This is a genomic window from Mycobacterium sp. PS03-16, assembly GCF_004570325.1.
In the GTDB taxonomy this organism is placed as follows: domain Bacteria; phylum Actinomycetota; class Actinomycetes; order Mycobacteriales; family Mycobacteriaceae; genus Mycobacterium.
On the sequence record NZ_SPQO01000059.1, the window covers coordinates 1 to 16,746 of the forward strand.

Annotated in this window: 12 protein-coding genes and 2 pseudogenes; 7 read left to right on the top strand and 7 right to left on the bottom strand. The window is 70.9% G+C overall.

Annotation, left to right across the window (positions count from 1 at the left end):
• From E4P42_RS26095 to rfbA, 7 genes and pseudogenes are all read left to right on the top strand, one after another.
• Positions 1–513, top strand: a pseudogene (locus E4P42_RS26095) (hypothetical protein); the annotation flags it as partial.
• Between the two features lie 74 nt (positions 514–587).
• Positions 588–1,928 (top strand): UDP-glucose/GDP-mannose dehydrogenase family protein, encoded by a 1,341-nt coding sequence (locus E4P42_RS26100; RefSeq protein ID WP_135129540.1) that lies wholly within the window; start codon positions 588–590, stop codon positions 1,926–1,928.
• A gap of 10 nt (positions 1,929–1,938) precedes the next feature.
• On the top strand, positions 1,939–2,265 hold the full coding sequence (locus E4P42_RS26105; RefSeq protein WP_135129541.1) for a DUF1330 domain-containing protein: 327 nt from the start codon (positions 1,939–1,941) through the stop codon (positions 2,263–2,265).
• Positions 2,262–3,600 (top strand): annotated as a pseudogene (locus E4P42_RS26110) (cytochrome P450). Before E4P42_RS26105 ends, E4P42_RS26110 begins: the two are co-directional and overlap by 4 nt.
• A 1-nt stretch (position 3,601) precedes the next feature.
• Positions 3,602–4,351 carry a maleylpyruvate isomerase family mycothiol-dependent enzyme gene (locus E4P42_RS26115; RefSeq protein WP_135129542.1) on the top strand — a complete coding sequence of 250 codons (750 nt, stop codon included), beginning with the start codon at positions 3,602–3,604 and terminating at the stop codon, positions 4,349–4,351.
• A gap of 19 nt (positions 4,352–4,370) precedes the next feature.
• Complete coding sequence (locus tag E4P42_RS26120; RefSeq protein WP_135129543.1) at positions 4,371–4,739, top strand: nuclear transport factor 2 family protein; 369 nt, start codon at positions 4,371–4,373, stop codon at positions 4,737–4,739.
• Entirely contained in the window at positions 4,739–5,602 is an 864-nt protein-coding gene (gene rfbA, locus E4P42_RS26125) for a glucose-1-phosphate thymidylyltransferase RfbA (protein WP_135129544.1), read from the top strand. Before E4P42_RS26120 ends, rfbA begins: the two co-directional genes overlap by 1 nt.
• Here the strand turns inward: rfbA and E4P42_RS26130 are convergent, their stop codons facing one another.
• From E4P42_RS26130 to iniR, 7 genes are all read right to left on the bottom strand, one after another.
• On the bottom strand, positions 5,603–7,705 hold the full coding sequence (locus E4P42_RS26130; protein WP_135129545.1) for a xanthine dehydrogenase family protein molybdopterin-binding subunit: 2,103 nt from the start codon (positions 7,703–7,705) through the stop codon (positions 5,603–5,605). It lies immediately after the preceding gene.
• A complete protein-coding gene (locus E4P42_RS26135; RefSeq protein ID WP_135129546.1) occupies positions 7,702–8,694 on the bottom strand; it encodes a xanthine dehydrogenase family protein subunit M in 993 nt (330 codons plus the stop codon). The genes E4P42_RS26130 and E4P42_RS26135 overlap by 4 nt, the downstream gene beginning before the upstream one ends.
• Before the next feature lie 10 nt (positions 8,695–8,704).
• Positions 8,705–9,226 (bottom strand): 2Fe-2S iron-sulfur cluster-binding protein, encoded by a 522-nt coding sequence (locus tag E4P42_RS26140; RefSeq protein WP_135129547.1) that lies wholly within the window; start codon positions 9,224–9,226, stop codon positions 8,705–8,707.
• Between the two features lie 25 nt (positions 9,227–9,251).
• A complete protein-coding gene (locus tag E4P42_RS26145; protein ID WP_135129548.1) occupies positions 9,252–10,493 on the bottom strand; it encodes a YibE/F family protein in 1,242 nt (413 codons plus the stop codon).
• Positions 10,494–10,645: 152 nt separating this feature from the next.
• Positions 10,646–11,932: a pyridoxal phosphate-dependent aminotransferase gene (locus E4P42_RS26150; RefSeq protein WP_135129549.1), complete on the bottom strand. Its 1,287-nt coding sequence runs from the start codon at positions 11,930–11,932 to the stop codon at positions 10,646–10,648.
• Positions 11,933–12,042: 110 nt separating this feature from the next.
• Positions 12,043–15,324 (bottom strand): (Fe-S)-binding protein, encoded by a 3,282-nt coding sequence (locus tag E4P42_RS26155; RefSeq protein WP_167759642.1) that lies wholly within the window; start codon positions 15,322–15,324, stop codon positions 12,043–12,045.
• 136 nt (positions 15,325–15,460) lie between these two features.
• The coding region (gene iniR / locus E4P42_RS26160; RefSeq protein ID WP_135129551.1) for an isoniazid response ATPase/transcriptional regulator IniR at positions 15,461–16,746 on the bottom strand (1,286 nt) is incomplete at its 5' end.

Sequence of the window (16,746 nt, forward strand, 5' to 3'; positions counted from 1 at the left end):
TCGGCGCCGGCCGCGCCTGTTCCGGTGCCGGTGCCCGTCGCGCCGGTCATCCAGCCGCCGGCCATCGTGCTGCCCCCGCCGGTCATCCAGCTGCCGCGGCCGCGGCTGCCCTCGATCTTCCGGCCGGACGACGACGAGCCCGAGCGCCCGTCGTGGCCGAGCCCGTGGAATCCGCCGTGGGACAACGACGAACCGCAGCGCCCGCCGCAGCAGGACCAGCCCGACCGCCCGTCGTGGCCGCTGCCCACCCGTCCGCAGCAGCCGCAGGTGCCCCAGGTCCCGTCGGTGCCGCAGGTGCCGTCCGTGCCGCAGGCGCCGTCCAACCCGTACTGGCCGCCGTCGTCCGGTAACGGCTCCGGCGCGGGTAACGGTGGCGGCGCGGGCAACGACTACGGCTCGGGCTCCGGCTCCCGTGGCTCGTACGGCGACAGCGGATCGTCGCGCGGCGGCGACGGCGGGTCGTCCGGCGGCCAGAGCCCGCTGTGGCCGTTCGGTTCCTTCGGCGATAACTAGGCGGCCACCGGCCGTTCGCGCGGCCGTCGGTGTCGCGTAGCGGCGCGCTCACCGGCACGGCATATCAAAGCGGTATGCGATGCGCTGTCTTCGGCACCGGCTACCTCGGCGCCACCCACGCCGCCGGCATGGCCGAACTGGGCCACGAGGTGATCGGCGTGGACGTCGACCCGGGCAAGGTGGCCAAGCTCGCCGCCGGTGACGTGCCGTTCTACGAGCCGGGCCTGCCCGACATGCTGCGCGCCAACCTGGCTGCCGGCCGGCTGACGTTCACCACCGACTACGACGCGGCCGCCGAGTTCGCCGACGTCCACTTCCTCGGGGTGGGCACCCCGCAGAAGAAGGGCGAGTACGCAGCCGACCTGCGACACGTCTACTCCGCGGTGGACACGCTGGTGCCGCGATTGCGGCGCGACGCGGTGATCGTCGGCAAGTCCACCGTGCCCGTCGGCACCGCGGCGGACCTCGCCGACCGTGCCCGCGCGCTGGCGCCGACGGGGGTCGATGTCGAGGTGGCGTGGAACCCGGAGTTCCTGCGTGAGGGATTCGCCGTGCAGGACACCCTGCGCCCAGACCGCATCGTCGTTGGGGTGCAGCCGGATTCGGCCCGCGCCGAGGCATTGCTGCGTGAGCTGTACGCCCCGCTGCTCGGCGAAGGCGTGCCGTTCCTGCTCACCGATTTGCAGACCGCCGAACTGGTCAAGGTCTCGGCGAATGCGTTCCTGGCCACGAAGATCTCGTTCATCAACGCGATCTCCGAGGTGTGCGAGGCCGCAGGCGCCGACGTCACGCTGCTCGCCGACGCGCTGGGCTACGACGCCCGCATCGGGCGGCGGTTCCTCAACGCCGGGCTCGGCTTCGGCGGCGGCTGTCTGCCCAAGGACATCCGCGCGTTCATGGCCCGCGCCGGCGAGCTCGGCGCCAGCCACGCCCTGACGTTCCTGCGCGAGGTGGACAGCATCAACATGCGCCGCCGCACCCGGATGGTGGAACTGGCCACCGCGGCGTGCGGCGGTTCGCTGCTCGGCGCCAACATCGCGGTGCTGGGCGCGGCGTTCAAACCGGAATCCGACGACGTCCGCGATTCCCCCGCCCTCAACGTGGCGGGCATGCTGCAACTCAACGGCGCCACGGTCAACGTCTACGACCCCAAGGCGATGGAGAACTCGCAGCGGGTGTTCCCCACGCTGAACTACTCGACGTCGGTCACCGAGGCCTGCGAGCGCGCCGACGCGGTGCTGGTGCTCACCGAATGGGCCGAGTTCGTCGAGCTCGACCCGGCCGTGCTGGCCGGCACGGTCCGCGCGAAAGTCGTTGTCGACGGGCGCAACTGCCTGGACGCGGCGCGCTGGTCGGCGGCCGGGTGGCGGGTGCACGCGCTGGGCCGCGCGGTCGGGGCCGCGCCGACCGCGTAGCCTCCGACGCATGCCGGTCTACGCCCTCAACCTGTTCGACGTCGCCGACCGCGACGAGTACCTCGCCTACGCGAGGCGCTCGCCCGCCGCGGTGGCCGCCCACGGCGGCCGCGTTGTCGCGCTCGGCAAGTTCCGCGAGTCGGTCACCGGCGACATAGAGCCCCGCACGGTGCTGATCCTCGTCGAGTGGGAGTCCAAAGAGGCGTTCGACAGCTACCGCAACGACCCGGAACTGGCCGACCTGCACCCGCACCGCGAGAACGGCTCGTCCTCCTACATCTGGCACCTGTTCGACCGCTTGGACGATCTGCGGCCGCTCCTTAAGCTCGAGGAATGACGTCAGCGGCGAAGTCGACCGTCCGGCAGCGGGTGCACTGGCTGGCCCTGCACGGCGTGATCCGCAACCTGGCCGCGTTTGGGGGCCCGGCGCGGGGATCCGCAGGGCCGGTTGATCGCCGATCCCGCCGTGCGCACCGATCCCGGCGCCTTCGCCGACGAACTGCGCGCCAAGGGCCCGCTGGTGCGCGGCCGGGCCGCGTGGCTGACCGCCGACCACGCCGTCATCCACCAGCTGCTGCGCGCCGACGACTTCTACGTCACCTCACTCGGTGCGACGCTGCCCGGCCCGCTGCGCTGGCTCGAGACCAAGACCACGGTTCCGGGCCGGCTGCACCCGCTGCGACCACCGTCGCTGCTGAGCGTCGAACCGCCCGAACACACCCGCTACCGCAAGACGGTGTCGTCGGTGTTCACCCCCAGAGCCGTTGCGGCGCTGCGGGACCGGGTGGAACTCGCCGCCGCCGAGCTGATCAACGGACTCGACGACGGCTCCGGCGGCACCGTCGACGTGGTCGACGGCTACTGCTCGCAGCTGCCCGTCACCGTGATCGGCGACATCATCGGGGTTCCCGACGCCGACCGGCCGCGCATCCTCGAATTCGGCGAGCTCGCCGCGCCCAGCCTCGACATCGGCCTGTCCTGGGCGCAGTACCTGCGGGTGGAGAACGGCCTCGACGGGTTCAACGCCTGGCTGAACAACCACCTGGCGCAGCTGCGCGCCCACCCCGGCGAGGACCTGATGAGCCAGCTCATCGAGGCCAGCGAGGGCGGCGCCCGGCTCAACGACGAGGAGCTGCGCGCCACCGCCGGTCTGGTGCTGGCCGCCGGGTTCGAGACCACGGTGAACCTGCTGGGCAACGGCATCCGGCTGCTGCTGGCGCACCCGGAGCAGCTGGCGCTGCTGCGCGAGCAGCCCGACCTGTGGCCCGGCGCCGTCGAGGAGATCCTGCGACTGGACTCGCCCGTGCAGCTCAGCGCACGTATCGCCGGCGCCGACACCGAGGTCGCCGGGCGCACGGTCCGCGCGGGCGAGCTGGTCATCCTCTACCTCGCCGGCGGCAACCGCGACCCCGAGGTGTTCGCCGACCCGCACCGCTTCGACGTCACCCGGGACAACGCGGGCAAGCACCTGTCGTTCTCCGGCGGCAGGCACTTCTGCCTGGGTGCCGCGCTGGCCCGGGCCGAAGGTGAGGTGGGGCTGCGCACGTTCTTCGACCGCTTCCCGGACGCGAAACTCGCCGGGCCCGGCAGCCGCCGCGACACCCGGGTGCTGCGGGGATGGTCGACCTTGCCGATCACGCTCGGCGCGGCCCGCGCCGCGCTAAATTCATGACGTGGACTTCCGGGCGGCACTGCTCGAGCAGACCGAGCGCTTCGGCGACCTGATCGCCGCGGGCGACCCGGCCACGCCGGTCCCGACGTGCGGCGAATGGACGCTCAAGCAGCTGTTCCGGCACGTCGGGCGGGGGAACCGCTGGGCGGCACAGATCGTGGCCGAGCGGCGCAGCGAGCCGCTCGATCCCCGCGACGTGCGCGACGGCCGGCCCCCCGACGACCCCGCCGGCGCCATCGAGTGGCTGCACGACGGGGTGCGGCTGCTGCTCAAGTCGGTCGACGGCGTGGGCTCCGGCACCAAGGTGTGGACGTTCCTCGGCCCGCGTGCGGCCGGGTGGTGGATTCGCAGGCGCCTGCACGAGATGACCGTGCACCGCGCGGACGCCGCGATGGCCCTCGGCGTCCCGTTCGACCTGCCGTCCGATCTGGCCGCCGACGCGCTCAGTGAGTGGATCGAGCTGATCGCCGTGCAGGCCAAGCCCAACGACCTGCCGCTGCAGCGCGGACAGACCCTGCACCTGCACGCCACCGATCCCACCCTCGGCGGCGTCGGGGAGTGGACGATCACCAGTGAGGAAGAGGGCATCGACTGGACCCACGAGCACGGTAAGGGTGATGTCGCGGTGCGCGGCGAGGCTGTCGACCTGCTGCTCGCGGTGACACGCAGGCGCACCCTCGGCGACGGTCGGCTCGAGGTGTTCGGGAACACCGAGGTGTGGGACCGGTGGCTGGAGCGCACACCGTTCTGAGTCGCGTACCTTCACGGGCATGACCACATCGGAGAAGGCGACCGTGCTCGCCTGGCACGACGCGCTCAACGCTCGCGACCTGGACACCCTCTACGCATTGGCCAGCGACGACATCGAGATCGGCGACGCGGGCGGCGCCGCACAGGGGCTGACCGCGCTGGCGGACTGGGTGCGCGCCCTGGACGTCACCGCCGAGCCCGGCCGGATCTACATCCACGACGGCGTGGTGGTGGTCGAGCAGGCGATCACGTCGGTGACCGGGGAGACCGGTTCGGCGGCAACGGCATTCCGTGTCGTCGATGACAAGGTCGTGTCGGTGTTCCGCCATCCCGACCTCGACGCCGCGCTGGCCGCCACCGATCTCACCGAAGAGGACCTCACCGGCTGATGCGCGGGATCATCCTGGCCGGGGGATCGGGCACCCGGCTGTACCCGATCACGCTGGGCGCCAGCAAGCAATTGCTCCCGGTCTACGACAAACCGCTGATCTACTACCCGCTCTCGACGCTGATGATGGCCGGCGTCCGCGACATCCAGGTGATCACGACGGCCGAGGACGCGCCCGGTTTCCACCGGGTGCTCGGCGACGGCTCGGCGTTCGGCGTCGACATCAGCTATGCCGTGCAGGAGCGCCCCGACGGGCTGGCGCAGGCGTTCGTCATCGGCGCCGACCACATCGGCACCGACTCGGTGGCACTGGTGTTGGGCGACAACATCTTCTACGGCCCGGGGCTGGGTACCAGCCTGCGCCGGTTCAACGACGTCGACGGCGGGGCGATCTTCGCCTACTGGGTGGCCAATCCGTCCGCGTACGGGGTGGTGGAGTTCGGCGACGACGGCACCGCGCTGTCGCTGGAGGAGAAACCGGCTCATCCGAAGTCCCACTACGCCGTGCCCGGTCTGTACTTCTACGACAACGACGTCATCGAGATCGCCCGGTCGTTGCGCAAGTCGGCCCGCGGGGAGTACGAGATCACCGAGATCAACCAGCGCTACCTCGAGCAGGGCCGGCTGCGGGTCGAGGTCCTGGCCCGGGGCACCGCGTGGCTGGACACCGGAACGTTCGACTCGCTGCTCGACGCCAGCGACTACGTGCGCACGATCGAACGCCGTCAGGGCCTGAAGATCTCGGTGCCCGAAGAGGTCGCATGGCGCGTCGGGCTGATCGACGACGACCAGTTGGCCGCCCGCGCGCACACGCTCCTCAAGTCCGGATACGGCACGTACCTGCTCGAACTGCTCGAGCGCTGATCACCTCAGCCCGGCGAGCACCTTGTCGAGGGTGACCGGCAGGTCGCGCACCCGCACCCCGGTGGCGTTGTAGACGGCGTTGACCACCGCGGCCGCCGACCCGACGATGCCGATCTCCCCGGCGCCGCGCGACCCCATCGGATTCGCGTGCTCGTCGAACTCGTCGAGCCAGACCGCGTCGATGTCGGCCACGTCGGCATGGGCGCTGATGTGGTAGGTCGCGAGGTCCTGGGTCACCACGTGCCCGAAGCGTGGGTCGCGCACGCTCTCCTCGTGCAGCGCCATCGACAGCCCCATCGTCATCCCGCCGATCAGCTGGGAGCGCAGCGTGCGGGCGTTGATGGCGCGGCCGATCGAGAACACCCCCAGCATGCGCGGCACCCGGATCTCCCCGGTGTCGCGGTTGACGCGGGCTTCGACGAAGTGGGCGCCGAACGACTGCATCGTGTACTTGTCGGCGTCCGGGTTCTCCGGCGCTTCGGCCACCGACGTCGCCCCGAGCACTGGTGGGTCGCCGTGGTCGCGGCGGAACTGCCTGGCGGCGGCCACGATTGCCCGGCCCCACGAATTGATGCCCGACGACCCGCCCGCCACCGACGCGTCGGGCAGCTCAGTGTCACCGATCTGCAGCTGCACTGTCGTGACGTCGCAGCCCAGGGCGTCGGCGGCGATCTGGGTGAGCGTGGTCCACGTGCCGGTGCCGATGTCGGCGGCGCCGATCTGCACCAGGTAGCGGCCCTCGGCGGCGTAGCTGATGCGGGCCGTGTTACCCGGCATCTGCATCGCCGGATACGTCGCCGACGCCACGCCCAGACCGCGGTACCAGTCGCCCTGCAGATCGCTGCCCGGCTGTGGGTTGCGGGCATCCCACCCGAACCGCTCCGCGCCCAGCCGCAGACAGTCGACGAGATGCCGCCCCGACCACGGTTTCCCGGTCTCCGGATCCTCGGGCGGATCGTTGCGCATCCGCAGCTCGATCGGGTCGACGCCGCACGCGTCGGCCAGTTCATCCATCGCCACCTCGGACGCGTACGTCCCCGGGCATTCGCCCGGCGCACGCATCCAGAACGGGACCGGCACGTCGAGCGCCGCCAGCTTGTGCGCGGTGCGGCGATTCGGCGCGGCGTACATCTTGCGGGACGTCACCGCGGTCTGCTCGGCGAATTCCTTGACCTCCGAGGTCTGTTCGACCACCTCGTGCACGATCGCGGTCAGCCGGCCGTCATGGTCGGCGCCCAGCCGCATCCGCTGGATCGTCGGCGTGCGGTAGCCGACGAGCGCGAACATCTGCTGGCGGGTGAGCGCCAGCTTGACGGGACGGCCGCTGCTGCGCTGCGCGGCCAGCAGCACCAGCACGTCGTGGGCGTGTGGGGCACCCTTGGAGCCGAAGCCGCCGCCGACGTGCGGCGCCACCACCCGCAGCTGTTCGGGTTCGAGCCCGAAGATCGGGGCCAGCGTCTTGCGCACGGCGTGCACGCCCTGGGTGGAGTCGTACATCGTCACCGACGCGCGGTCACCGCTGGTGCGCCACATCGCAATACAGGCGTGCGGCTCCATCGGGTTGTTGTGCTCGATCGGCGTCGTATAGGTCTGGTCGACCACGACGTCGGCGCGCGCCAGCGCGGCGTCGACGTCGCCCTCGTCGGTGTCGGACGGATACGACGGGTTGACCTGCTCGGGGGTGTAGAGGCCGGGATGGTCGACGCGCAGTTCGGCGTCGTGCTGCTCCTCGGCGTAGGTGACCTCCACCAGAGCGGCTGCGTGCCGGGCGATCTCGGCCGTCTCGGCGACCACCCCGCCGATCAACTGCCCCCGGAAGTGCACCCGGTCGTCCTGCAGGATTGCCAGCTCGCCGTCGGAGTCGTCGGCCAGTCGCGGTGCGTCGAACACGGTCAGCACGTCGAGCACCCCGTCGACCGCGCGGGCCTTGGCGACGTCCATCGCGGTGACGCGGCCGCGCGCCACCGTGGCCTGCACCGGGTGCAGGTAGGCGGGATCGTCGACGGGCTGTTCGAACGCGTACGGCGCGGTGCCGGTGACCTTCGCGCGGCCGTCGAGCCGGGCCAGCGGCGCGCCGATCGCGCGCGGTTCGAGCATGGTCATCGGTGGGTCCGTCCGGTCAGCGCCCGAAGCTGGGCGATCAGGGTGCGGCGGGTCAGTTCGACCTTGAATTCGTTGCCCGGGTGGGGTTCTGCGGCGGCGAGTTCCGCATCGGCCGCCGCGGCGAAGGTGTCCTCGGTGGCCGGCGCGCCGGTCAGTACCTGCTCGGCCCGCCGGGCCCGCCACGGCTTGTGCGCGATACCGCCGAACGCGATCCGCGCCGAGTCGATCCGGTCATCGGCCACCGAGATCTCCGCGGCCACCGACACCAGGGCGAACGCATACGACGCCCGGTCGCGGACCTTGCGGTAGTCCGACACCGCGCCGGGGGCGGGGGCGGGCAGTTCGACGGCGGTGATCAGGTCACCGTGCTGCAGCACGGTGTCGCGGTGCGGTTCGTCGCCCGGTAGCCGGTAGAACTCGTCGATCGGGATGCGGCGCGGCCCGTCGGCGGTCTCGACCAGCACCTCGGCGTCCAGTGCGCTCATCGCCACCGCCATGTCCGAGGGGTGCACCGCGATGCACTGCGGGGACGCCCCGAGGATGGCGTGGTAGCGCACATAGCCGCCGATCGCCGAGCAGCCGGTGCCGGGTTCGCGCTTGTTGCACGGTGTGCTGACGTCCTGGAAGTACACACAGCGGGTGCGCTGCAACAGGTTCCCCGCGGTGGTGGCCGCGTTGCGCAGCTGCCCCGAGGCCGCGGACAGCATGGCCCGCGACAGCACCGGATAGTGCGACCGGATCAGCGGATGCGCGGCGAGGTCGCTGTTGGGCAGCGTGGCGCCGATGCGCACCCCGCCGCCGTCCAGCGCGGTCACCTCGTCGAGCGCGAGCGCGGTGACGTCGACCAGCAGATCCGGTGTGGCGACACCGAGTTTCATGTGGTCGACCAGGTTGGTGCCGCCGGCGAGGTAGGCGGCGTCCGGATGCGCGGTCAGCGTCGCGACCGCGTCGGCGGGGCTTTCGGCACGGTGGTAGTCGAACGGCCTCACTGGACCCTCCTCATTGAACCGAGGCCCGCTCGATCGCGGCGACGATGTTCGGATAGGCCGCGCAGCGACACAGATTGCCGCTCATACGTTCCCGGATCTCGTCGTCGGTCAGTTCGGGAGACGCCTCGAGGTCGTCGGTGACGAAGCTGGGCGCCCCCGACTTGGCCTCGTCGAGCATGCCGACCGCCGAGCAGATCTGCCCGGGGGTGCAGTAGCCGCACTGGAACGCGTCCTCGTCGTGGAAGGCCTGCGCCACCGGGTGCAGTTCGTCGCCGTCGCCGAGACCGGCGGCGGTGGTGATCTGCGCACCGTCGACCTGCACCGCGAACGTCAGGCACGACGTGACGCGGCGGCCGTCGCGCAGCACGGTGCACGAACCGCACTGCCCGTGGTCGCACCCCTTCTTGGGCGCGGTCACGCCCAAGTGTTCGCGCAGCGCGTCGAGAAGTGTCACGCGGGTGTCGAGGCGCACGGTGTGCTGCCTGCCGTCGACCTCGAGCGTCACCTCGCGGTGACAGTCAGGCTGAGTCATGGGCCCCGGGTACCCGGGGCCATGATCACGAAACGACCCGCTTCGCCGCCTGCGGTGTGGCGAGCACGGCGGCGATACCGGTGGTCAGCGGCACCGACAGCGCGAGCGCGATCCCACCGACGGCCGACCGGGCGATCTCGATCGCAACGCTCTCGCTGGTCAGCACGTCGACCAGCGAGCGGTTGGCGACGCTGAACAACAGCAGCAGCGGCAACGCGCTGCCCGCGTACGCCAGCACCAGCGTGTAGACGGTGCTGGCGATGTGATCGCGGCCGACGCGCATGGCGCCGAGGAACACCGCCCGGCGCGAACTGCCCTCGAGTTCGGCCAGCTCGAACGCGGTCGACGCCTGGGTGACCGTCACGTCGTTCAGCACACCGAGCGAGCCGATGATGAAGCCGGCCAGCAGCAGCCCGGTGATCGACACGTTGCCCAGGTAGGCGGCCACCTCGTTGTTCTGGTCCTCCGACAGCCCGGTCAGGTGGGCGAGTTCGATTGCGCCCCAGGACAACAAGGCCGCCAGTAGCAGCGACGTCAGGGTGCCCAGCAGTGCGGCGCTGGTCCGCAGACTCACCCCGTGCGCCAGATAGATGACGGCGTAGAGGATCACCGCCGAGGCGACCAGCGACACCGGCACCGCCGACGCGCCGTCGCGTAACGCGGGCAGCAGGAAGAACACCAGCACCAGGAACGCGATGACGATGCCGATCATCGCGCGCAGCCCCCGCCAGCGCGCCACCGCGACGACGACGATCGCGAACGCGGCGGCCAACCCGATCAGCGGCCAGCCGCGGGCGTAATCGTAGAAGGAGTAGGTGGTGGCGCCGCCCTGGTCGACCTGGCGGCTGAGCCGGACGTTGTCCCCGGCGGCCAGCTGCGGTTGGCCGGGGCCGCCGCTGAACTCCAGCAGCGTGTTCGCGCCGGTGTTGGGGCCGGAGTCGATCGCGACGAGGTTCTGCACGCACTGTCCGCCGTCGTCGGGCGCCTGCACCGGATCCGCGGTGAGCACCGCACCCGCCGACGGGCTGCCGCACGACGCGATGCTGCTGGACAGCACGTGGCCGGCCTCGGTGGTCACCGCGCCGCCCGCGGCGTTCTGGAACGGCAGCGGGATGTCGGCCTTCTCGCCGGTGGGCCACAGCAGCGCGACCCCGATCAGCACCGCGACGCCGATCGCGATCAGCGCGCCGACGACGATCCGGGCGGCCAGCGGCCCGAGCGGTGACGGTCCGCTCAGAGAGTGGGAATGTGAGTGCGAGTGCGCCACCCGGTCACGCTACTAGCGCGGCCGAGCCGGAAGCGACCGGCCGTCGGCGCGCGCGGCGCGTCGAACGTGCGCTCACTGCGGAATTCGGCCCGAATTCTCGCAGTGGACGCACGTTCGAGGAACGAATCAGTAGTTCCCGCAGGCGGGCAGCGCTACTGACGGTAGCTGACCAGGAAGTTGCCCAGCCGCTCGATCGCGTTGGCCAGATCGCGGGCCCACGGCAGCGTCACGATGCGCAGGTGGTCCGGCGTCGGCCAGTTGAACCCGGTGCCCTGCGTGACCAGGATCTTCTCCTGCAGCAGCAGGTCGAGCACCAGCTGCTCGTCGTCGGCGACGTCGTAGACCTCGGGGTCCAGCCGCGGGAACGCGTACAGCGCGCCCTGCGGTTTCACACACGACACCCCGGGGATCTCGTTGAGCTTCTCCCAGGCGACGTCGCGCTGCTCGAGCAGGCGGCCGCCGGGCAGCACCAGATCGTCGATGCTCTGATGGCCGCCGAGCGCCACCTGGATGGCGTGCTGGGCCGGGACGTTCGGGCACAGCCGCATGTTGGCCAGCAGGCTGATGCCCTCGATGAAGCTGCTCGCATGCTCCTTGGGGCCGGTGATCACCAGCCAGCCGGACCGGTAGCCGGCCACCCGGTAGGCCTTCGACAGCCCGTTGAACGTCAGGGTCAGCACGTCCGGGGCCACCGACGCCATCGCGATGTGCTTGGCGTCGTCGTAGAGGATCTTGTCGTAGATCTCGTCGGCCAGCAGCAGCAGCTGGTGTTTGCGGGCCAGCTCGGCCATCTGCTCGAGCACCTCGCGGCCGTACACCGCGCCGGTCGGGTTGTTCGGGTTGATCACCACCAGCGCCTTGGTGCGGTCGGTGATCTTCGACTCGAGGTCGGCGAGGTCGGGCTGCCAGCCCCGGGTCTCGTCGCACAGGTAGTGCACGGGGGTGCCGCCGGCCAGCGACGTCGACGCCGTCCACAGCGGGTAGTCCGGCGCCGGGATCAGCACCTGATCGCCGTTGTCGAGGAGCGCCTGCAGCGTCATCGTGATCAGCTCGGAGACGCCGTTGCCCAGGTAGACGTCGTCGATGTCGAACCGCGGGAAGCCGTCGACCAGCTCGTAGCGGGTGAACACCGCGCGGCGGGCGCTGACGATGCCCTTGGAGTCCGAGTAACCCTGCGCGTACGGCAGCGACTGGATGATGTCGCGCATGATGACGTCGGGCGCTTCGAAGCCGAACGGCGCCGGGTTGCCGATGTTGAGCTTGAGGATGCGATGGCCCTCGGCCTCCAGCCGCGAGGCGTGCTCGTGTACCGGACCGCGGATCTCGTAGAGCACGTCCTGCAGCTTCGACGACTGCGTGAACGTGCGCGGCCGCTGATGCGGGCCGGGGGCATGCCAAGTGCGCTCGGCAGGCGTGTGGGGCATCGTCACGTCGTCCATGGTGGCACCGCCGTCCAGTGAATAAGTAATCGGTCGAGGGCCCCCGACAGTCCGCCCACGGCTGCGATCAGCGGTGATCCCCAGCCGTGGGTGCACTTTTCACGGGTCGACTAACGCCTGCCGGGGCGGCGGGCGCCCTTGGCGATGCCGAGCCCCTTCACCGGCGGCTCGTCACCGACGATGCGGTCGTTGTCGCCGTTGGTCGACGGCGCCGGGGCCTCGGCCGCGGGCTCGGGTGGGGCCTCCGTCTCCGGTGCGGCGTCGGCCGCGGGCTCGGGTTCCGGTGCGGGTTCGGGTTCCGGTGCCGGCGTCGCGGCGGCCGGGGCGGCCTTCTTCTTGGCGCCCGGACGTCGGGCACCGGCCGCGATGGCCAGGCCCTTCACCTCCGGCTCGGGCTTGCGGTCTTCCAGGCCGCGATCCGAATCGGCCGTGCCGGCGGGCTCGGTCCCGCCCTCGGCCTGGTCCGGGTCCACGTTCGCCGGCTGGACGACCGTCGCCTCACCCTCGTTGGGCGCCGCCTTCTTGGCGGGCGCCTTCTTCGCCCCGGGCCGACGGGCGCCTGCGGCGATGCCCAGACCCTTGACCTCGGGCTCCGGCTTGGCCGCCGGGGTGGCTTCAGCCTCGGCCTGCGCCGGCTCCGCGGTGGTCTCGGCCTTCGGCTGCGCGGGTGCGGCGGCGGTCTTCTTCGCGCCGGGCCGCTTCGCCCCGGCGGCCAGACCGAGGCCCTTGACCGGCGCCTCCGCCTTCGCCTCGGCCGGCGTGGTGGCCTCGCCCGATGGGGCGGTGGTCTCGGCCGGTGCGGCCGCCGCGGTCTTCTTCGCGCCCGGCCGCTTCGCGCCACCGGCGATGCCCAGGCCCTTGGCCGCCGGAGCGGCCGGCTTGTCCTCGGCGGGCTTGTCGGCGGCGGGTGCGGACTTCTTGGCGCCCGGACGCTTGGCACCGCCGGCCAACCCGAGACCGGTGACCGGCTTGGCGGCGGCCCCGTCGGACTTCGGCGTCTCGGCCGGTGCCGCCTCGACCTCCGCCTCGGCGGGGGCCTCCTCGGTGGCCACGGACGCCTTCGCCTCGGTCTTCGCGTCCTGTTCGGCGCGCACGGCGGCCCGATCCTCGGCCTCCTTGGCGGCGGTGCCCTTCTCCGGCAGCGTGACACCGGACTTGTCGAGCGACCCGAGCAGCAGCTGGGCGACGTCGAGCACCTCGACCTTCTCGACCTCACGGGCCGCCGACACCTCGTCCACGCCGTCGGTCATCATCACCCGGCAGAACGGGCAGCCCGTCGCGATGGCCGAGGCGCCGGTGTCCAGTGCCTCCTCGGTGCGCTCGGTGTTGACGCGCTTGCCGATGTGCTCTTCCATCCACATCCGCGCACCGCCGGCGCCGCAGCACAGGCCGCGGTCGGCGTGGCGCGGCATCTCGGTGAGCTTCGCGCCGGCCGCGCCGACCAGCTCACGCGGCGCGGAGTACTCCTTGTTGTGCCGGCCCAGGTAGCACGGGTCGTGGTAGGTCACGTCCTGGCCCTGCCCATTTGAGCCCACCGAGACTACCGGCACCAGCTTCTTGTCCCGCACCAGCCGGTTGAGCAGCTGGGTGTGGTGCAGCACGGTGTAGTTGCCGCCGACCTGCGGGTATTCGCGGCCGAGTGTGTTGAAGCAGTGCGGGCAGGTGACCACGACCTTGCGGTCGACGCGCTCGACGCCTTCGAACAGATCGTTGAGCGTCTCGACGTTCTGGGCGGCCAGCTGCTGGAACAGGAACTCGTTGCCCGAGCGGCGGGCCGAGTCGCCGTTGCAGGTCTCGCCCTCGCCGAGCACCAGGTACTTCACCCCGGCGATCGCCAGCAGTTCGGCGACGGCCTTGGTGGTCTTCTTCGCGCGGTCCTCGTAGGCGCCGGCACAGCCGACCCAGAACAGGTACTCGTAGCCCTCGAAGCTGTCGACGTCCTTGCCGAACACCGGCACGTCGAAGTCGACCTCGTCGATCCAGTTGGTGCGGTCCTTGGCGTTCTGGCCCCAGGGGTTGCCCTTGTTCTCCAGGTTCTTGTAGAGCACGCCGAGCTCGCCGGGGAACTCCGACTCCATCATCACCTGGTAGCGACGCATGTCGACGATGTGGTCGATGTGCTCGATGTCGACCGGGCACTGCTCCACGCAGGCCCCACAGGTGGTGCACGACCACAGCACATCGGGATCGATCACGCCGCCCTGTTCGGCGGTGCCGACCAGCGGGCGGGTGGCCTGCTCGGGGCCGGAGCCCATGATCCGCTCGAAGCCGGACTCGGGTACGTGGTCGTGGGAGTGCTTCTCGCTCTTCTTCTCGCCGCGCAGTTCCTCGCCGAGGCCACCCTCGGGGGTGTTCTCGAGCGGGCTCTCCTTGTCGCCGAGGATGTAGGGCGCCTTCGCGAACATGTGGTCGCGCAGGTTCATGATCACGAGCTTGGGCGACAACGGCTTACCGGTGTTCCACGCCGGGCACTGCGACTGGCAGCGGCCGCACTCGGTGCAGGTGGTGAAGTCGAGGTAGCCCTTCCAGGTGAAGTCCTCGATCTTGCCGCGACCCAGCACGGCGTCCTCGGCGGGGTCCTCGAAGTCGACGATCTCACCCTTGGACTCGACGGGCAGCAGCGGGCCCAACCCGTTGGGCATGCGCTTGAACGTCACGTTCACCGGGGCCAGACCGATGTGCAGATGCTTGGAGTGGAGCACGATCAGCAGGAACACCAGCATGATCGCGATGTGCGCGAGCAGTGCCAGCGTCTCGATCCACTCGTTGGCGGGCTCGCCGAGCGGGTGCATGATCCAGCCCATGAACTGGGAGAAGAACGCACCGTTGCCGTAGGGCAGGGCGCCGGTGTTGGCGCCGGCACCGCGGACCAGCGCGTAGGTCCAGATGACGTTGAAGATCATGAACAGGATCAGCCACGCGCCGCCGGTGTGGGAGCCGTAGAAGCGGGAGTCGCGGCCGTGCTGCTTGGGCTCCTGCATGAGGCGGATGATCGCGAACGTGACGATGCCGAGCAGCACCGCGACGGCGAAGAAGTCCTGCAGGAAGCCGAGCGCGTCCCAGCGGCCGATGATCGGGATGTGGAAGTCGTGGTCGACGAGCTGGCCGAACGCCTCGACGTAGACCGAGCCGAGGATGAAGAAGCCCCACATGGTGAAGAAGTGGGCGATGCCGGGAACCGACCAGCGCAGCAGGCGGGTCTGGCCGAACACCTCTTCGAACTGCGTCGTGATGCGCTTGCCGAGGTTGTCCTTGCGGTTGTTGCCTTCGCTCAGCGGTTGCCCGGAGCGGATGAGCTTGGTCAGCCACAGGACGCGCTTTGCCGCAAATACCCCGACGATCGCGATCATCAGGACTCCGGCGACGATCCTGATCAGCATCTGCGTATCCACGCGATCCTCCGATTCTCCGGTTACCCGTCGGTAACTTCACCAATGTTACCAGTGGGTAACTTAGGCTCGGTGCCTGCTCATAGTTACATCACCCGCGTGCGGGCCGCTACGAAGGCTGCCCTAACTAGTTGGTTGGTTAGCTGGACGGGGCCAGCATCGCCCGCAGCATCGAGAGCATCTCGGATCGCGATTCGGCCCCCAGCCGACGCCGGATCCGGGCGACGTGATGCTCGACGGTCTTCGCCGAGATGAACAACTGGGCACCGATATCGCGGTAGGGCATCCCCCGCAGCAAAAGTTCGGCGACTTCGCGCTCCCGGTCGGACAGCGCGGCCGGAGCCTGCCGGACCGGGGTGACCGACGCCACCGGGCTCTCGGCCCGCACGGCCGGACCCGGCTCGGGGGTCGGGTCCACGGCGGCGACCGACTGCTTGAGGTCGCGGGCCAACTGCAGCATCGCCTGGGCCACCCGCGCATCGGGGGTCTGCAATGCGGCCTGACCGGCCAGCCGGGTGGCGTCCCAGGTGTGGCCGAACTGCGCCAGCCCCCGCGCGGCCGCCGTCACCTCGTCGGTGTCGACGTGGTTGGCCAGCACGCGCAGCCAGGTGCGACCGGCCATGGCCAGCGCTCTCGCGAACTGGCTCTGCACGTCGGGGTCCCGGCTGGCCGCGGTCAGCGCCTGGCCGTGGGGCGCCACGGCCTCCGGCGAGTTGGCCAGGATCCCGGCGTGCACGCCGGCCCAGTGCAGCGGAACCGACCACAGCACCGGATCGCCGAGGCCGGCGAGCAGTCCGAACGCCTCGTCGACCGTGTGCCGCAGCCGGTCGACCTGCCGCATCCGTGCCGCGGCCACCCACAGCTCGCCGAGCGGCAGCAGCGAGAACAGGTCGATCGAGTACTCGGCCAGCACCTCCATGGCCGAGTACCAGTGCAGCTGCATCGCGCCGCTGTCCCCGCTGCGCCGGGTGATCGCGGTCTGCAGCGCCGCCGCCCACAGCGCGTCACGGCGGTGCAGGTCGGCGCCGGCGGGCGGGACCGCGGCCGCCGCGGCGCTCAGCTGGCCGTCCTGCATCTGCGCCCACCCCAGCAGGAGCCGGTGCCGGTGTGTGACGAAGATCGCATCGGCCGGATCGTCGCCGGGTCCGCCGCGGACCGCCCGGCCGATCACGCTGCGCGCCCGCACCGGGTCGCCGCCGTGCAGGGCGGCCAGCGTGACCAGCGCGGCCGGGGTGTCGGGCATGACCGTCGGCGAGCGGTACTCCGCGCCGATCGCCTGGCCGAGCCGGGCCACGGCCACCGGGTAGGGCTGGTCGAGGGTCAGCACGAGTCCCTCGGCGAGGCTGCGGGCGGCGCGGGCGGTCGACGTCGGCGGGCCGCCGGACTCGGTCTGCGCGGCGGCCCGCGCCGCGGCGGCGTCGCCGG